Source organism: Daejeonella sp., from assembly GCF_044342615.1.
In the GTDB taxonomy this organism is placed as follows: domain Bacteria; phylum Bacteroidota; class Bacteroidia; order Sphingobacteriales; family Sphingobacteriaceae; genus Daejeonella.
In genome coordinates, this window is record NZ_JBIIPN010000193.1 from 1 (window position 1) to 3,780 (window position 3,780).

General features: G+C 35.7%; 4 protein-coding genes. 1 reads left to right on the forward strand and 3 read right to left on the reverse strand.

All coding sequences use genetic code 11. The features are described 5' to 3' along the window. Positions 1 to 199 (reverse strand): hypothetical protein (locus ACIQ0D_RS12080; RefSeq protein ID WP_395805968.1); only part of this gene is annotated, 199 nt, incomplete at its 3' end. 24 nt (positions 200 to 223) lie between these two features. On the opposite strand from ACIQ0D_RS12080, the gene ACIQ0D_RS12085 reads away from it, so the two are divergent. Beyond that, entirely contained in the window at positions 224 to 571 is a 348-nt protein-coding gene (locus ACIQ0D_RS12085; protein WP_395805970.1) for a phage holin family protein, read from the forward strand. A 7-nt stretch (positions 572 to 578) separates the two neighbouring features. On the opposite strand, the gene ACIQ0D_RS12090 is transcribed toward ACIQ0D_RS12085, so the two are convergent. Both ACIQ0D_RS12090 and ACIQ0D_RS12095 read right to left on the reverse strand, forming a co-directional pair. After that, a complete protein-coding gene (locus tag ACIQ0D_RS12090; RefSeq protein ID WP_395805972.1) occupies positions 579 to 2,702 on the reverse strand; it encodes a M1 family metallopeptidase in 2,124 nt (707 codons plus the stop codon). Next, on the reverse strand, positions 2,702 to 3,780 hold a 1,079-nt coding region (locus ACIQ0D_RS12095), incomplete at its 5' end, for a TlpA disulfide reductase family protein (protein WP_395805974.1). The genes ACIQ0D_RS12090 and ACIQ0D_RS12095, both read right to left, overlap by 1 nt.

A 3,780-nucleotide genomic window follows, 5' to 3' on the forward strand; every position in this document is an offset into this window, starting at 1 on the left:
TAGTCCATAGATTATTATCAAGCGAATCTTCTCTAAATTCATCTAGTATGTAAGACGGAATATTAGACAATATCAATTCTGTACTATCCGCCGAAAGGCGTATTTTTATATCACTTCCTGCTTCAAGAGTTGATTTTCCTTGGCTACAAGAATAAAGTAAAAAAATTAGGGAAATGTTAAACCATTTGCTAAATTTCATTGTTAATTACATTTAAATATAAATATGAGACTAATTATTGAAATATTGTTAATGGGAGCCGCTGTAGCAATTTCGGCCTATTTAATTCCGGGAGTTAGCGTTGCCGGGTTTTGGAGTGCCATTATTGCTGGAGTTCTAATTGCACTAGCAAATGCTACTATAGGAACAATATTGAGAATTTTTACCTTCCCAATTAATTTTTTAACACTCGGATTAGTATCATTTATCATAACAGTATTGATGGTATTATTAGTGGATCAACTGATGGACGATTTTAATACTCAGGGCTTTTTCTCAGCACTGCTTTTTGCAATTGTTCTTGCTTTAGTTCAAATGGTGTTTTCTGCTTTTCGTTCCGATAAATCCTCCTAGGTAAATTCTATTTCCCTGCCGCAGTGCTTGTTGCTTTTTTAACAGCATTAGATTTGTCCATAGCCGTCATGAAAAATATTTCGCGATTGTCCATCGTTCGATAATATTTGCCCAATATTTCAACTGCTAGGGCCCTAACTTGCGAAACATCATCTTGCAGGGCCAATTCCTTAATTTTTTCGTATATTATAGTTCTTTCTTCAGTTGAAAGATGTTGAATGACCTCCAAAGCATTCATGCGAATAAACCAATGTTTATCATTAATGGCTTTAATTAAAGTGCTTTTGGCTATTTCATCATGCCTGTTTTTCGAAAGCACATTTACAGCTTCCATTCTATCCATAAATAATGGTGCATTATGGTATTGGAAAACGTATTCTTGAGTAGTTTTATCTTCAATTGTCTCGGCGAGAAGGTATTTTTCCGCATCCACATTTACCAAATCAGGTGTACCTGAGACAGAGAAAACGAATGTTTGGCTTTGTTTTTCTAGGAGAATTTCTTTACGTTCCACCTTGCCATCTAAATAAATATCAATCGCCATAGGGATACGATATAAAGGTGTGTATGAAAGATTTTGACTTTGTTCTATACTTACAGTAACTTCCTTACTATCAGAATTGTAAGTGCTTTTAATATTAAGAATGGGATGTCCTGAAGCAAGAAACCATTGATTAAAAAACCAATTTAGGTCGGTTCCGCTTATCTCCTCAAAAATCAAACGTAAATCGTGTATTTCAGCGGTTTTGAAAGCAAATCGTGTTAAATAAGTGTTCAATGCTTTAAAAAAGGCTTCATCCCCTACAGTTTTTCTTAGCATATGTAAAATGCGGCCACCCTTTTGATAGCTAACTTCATCAAACATATGTTCGCGGTCTGCATAATCATAACGAATAACATCAACACGTTTTTTATTCCCACTTTTTAAATAGGAATTAAGATCATTTAATCCTTTAAAATCTGCTTGATCACGACCATGTTTATATTCATCCCATAAATATTCGCCATAAGTTGCAAACGACTCATTAAGAGGGAGGTTAGACCAGGATTCTGCAGTTACTAGATCTCCAAACCAATGGTGAAAAAGTTCATGAGCTATAATATCATCTTGGTTTTGATCGATATGCTGCCCTTCAGTCATGTTTAGACCTTCATAAAATACCGATGCACTTGTATTTTCCATCGCACCACTCACAAAATCTCTCACAACTATTTGAGAATATTTATCCCATGGATAATCTACACCCAATCTATTGGAGAAGAATTCCATCATTTCGGGTGTATTGCCAAAAACAATTTTGGCGGTAGGAGCAAATTCAGGTTCAGTATAATAATTTACTTCCTTATCACGCCATTGGTCTTTTGTAATCACAAAATCACCTACCGCAAGCATGGTTAAATAAGTAGAATGAGCTTGCTCTTGTCGCCAGCTATCAGTACGCGTACCATCCCCATTTAAGCTCGAAAATTCAAGACTACCGTTAGAAAGACTTATAAATCGATCAGGAACCGTAATATTCAGCTCTTGAGTCATTTTTTCTTGCGGATCATTAATTGTGGGGAACCAAGTCGAATTACATTCCGTTTCTCCCTGTGTCCAAATTTGCTGAGGCTTATTTTTATCTCTACCCGTATTATTGATGAAATATAGTCCACGATCGCCTGCAGAGCCGATATCTTTACCAATTTTCAACTTATTAGGCATGGCCACATAATCGATATAAACGGAATAAGTTTGGTCTTTCTGATAGGTTTTATCGAGACTCACGCGAAGTTTTTTTCCATCATAAAAATATTTAAGTGGCTTTTTATCCTCATTTTGCACTAGCGATACCTCCTTAATTTGAAAACCATTAGCATCCAAGAGCAATTGAGCGGTATCATAAAAATAGGGTTTCGCTGAAATAGTAGCTTTACCATAAACGTAGGCACTATCCCAATCAAAACTAAGATCGAGCTTAGTATTAATAATGTCTGTTGTTCTAGTATAGCTTGCGCGATAAACATTTGATCCAGGCATGTTTTCAATGACGGTAATTGGATCAAGGTTCACCATTTGAGGTGCAGCACATGATAAAACAAAAAATACTGCCCCAAGGGAGCAGTATCTCAATAATTTGAAGGATATCATTATTTTTCTGTTAAAAGCTCATCGATAGTTTTCTCAAACTCCTTTACAAATTCTGTATAATGAGTCCCAGTTCCTGGTCCGCTGAAACCAGTATGAATTTTCCTGATTTTGCCAGATTTATCAATAATCATTAGGGTTGGAAAGGCTACAAATTTCTCAAGCATGGGTAAGCTTTTAGAAACTTCCTCCTTGTCGTTGGTAAAGCCTGTTATCAAAAAATCATAAGGCACGGAAAAGCGGTCGCGTAATCGTGCCACATTTTTCTTTGAACGTTCAAAATCTTTGGATCGCTCATAAGCTAAACCAACAACTTCAACCCCTTTTGATTGATATTTTTTATAGAAGTTTGATAGATAGGCTGTTTCATCCATGCAGTTAGGGCACCAAGAACCAAAAAATTGGACTAAAACAATCTTATTTTTAAATTTTTCATCAGAGAGCGAGACCTTTTTGCCATCCAGGTTTGGGAATGAAAAATTAATCTTATCGTAACCAGACTTTAAATTTGTTAAGGAATAGGCATCGGGAAGGATTGCACTATCATCTTTTTTGCCCGTCCATGTTTCAATGGCTGCGAAACCAGAATAAAATTTACCATCAACTATGGTACTGTCGTTCAATAATTTACCTGTAAAAAGATAAGCATGACTTCCATCAAAGCAGGATAAATATAAGTTACCGTCTGAAACGGTTCCTTCCAAAAAGCGGTAATCACCAGTTGCCGTTAAAAAAGTACCCAAAACACGTCCGTTTTCTTGAGTAAATTCGCCAACAGAAGCATAGCTATCTTTATTATTTAAGGTATTAAATGTTACAGACCAGCGACCAGAAACATTGGATTTAGATTCCGGATTAACTTTAAAAAATCGCCAATCATCATTTGATTTTGCATGAAACTGTAATACCTCGTCGCTATCTGCATAGTGCTTAATCCATCTTCCACTTAAGGTTTTATTTTTGAGAACTGCTCTTATTTCTGAATCAAATAAAGGCATTTGGATAATGAGAGAATCGGCCATTGCCGAAATCTGATTAACTCTAAAGCGCTCCTTTCCATTGATAATATCAAGAAATTTTT

What these genes read in the sequence shown, in the direction of transcription:
- ACIQ0D_RS12085 (WP_395805970.1), top strand. Translation starts at nt 224, where the DNA reads ATGAGACTAATTATTGAAATATTGTTAATGGGAGCCGCTGTAGCAATT.
- ACIQ0D_RS12090 (WP_395805972.1), bottom strand. Translation starts at nt 2,702, where the DNA reads ATGATATCCTTCAAATTATTGAGATACTGCTCCCTTGGGGCAGTATTT.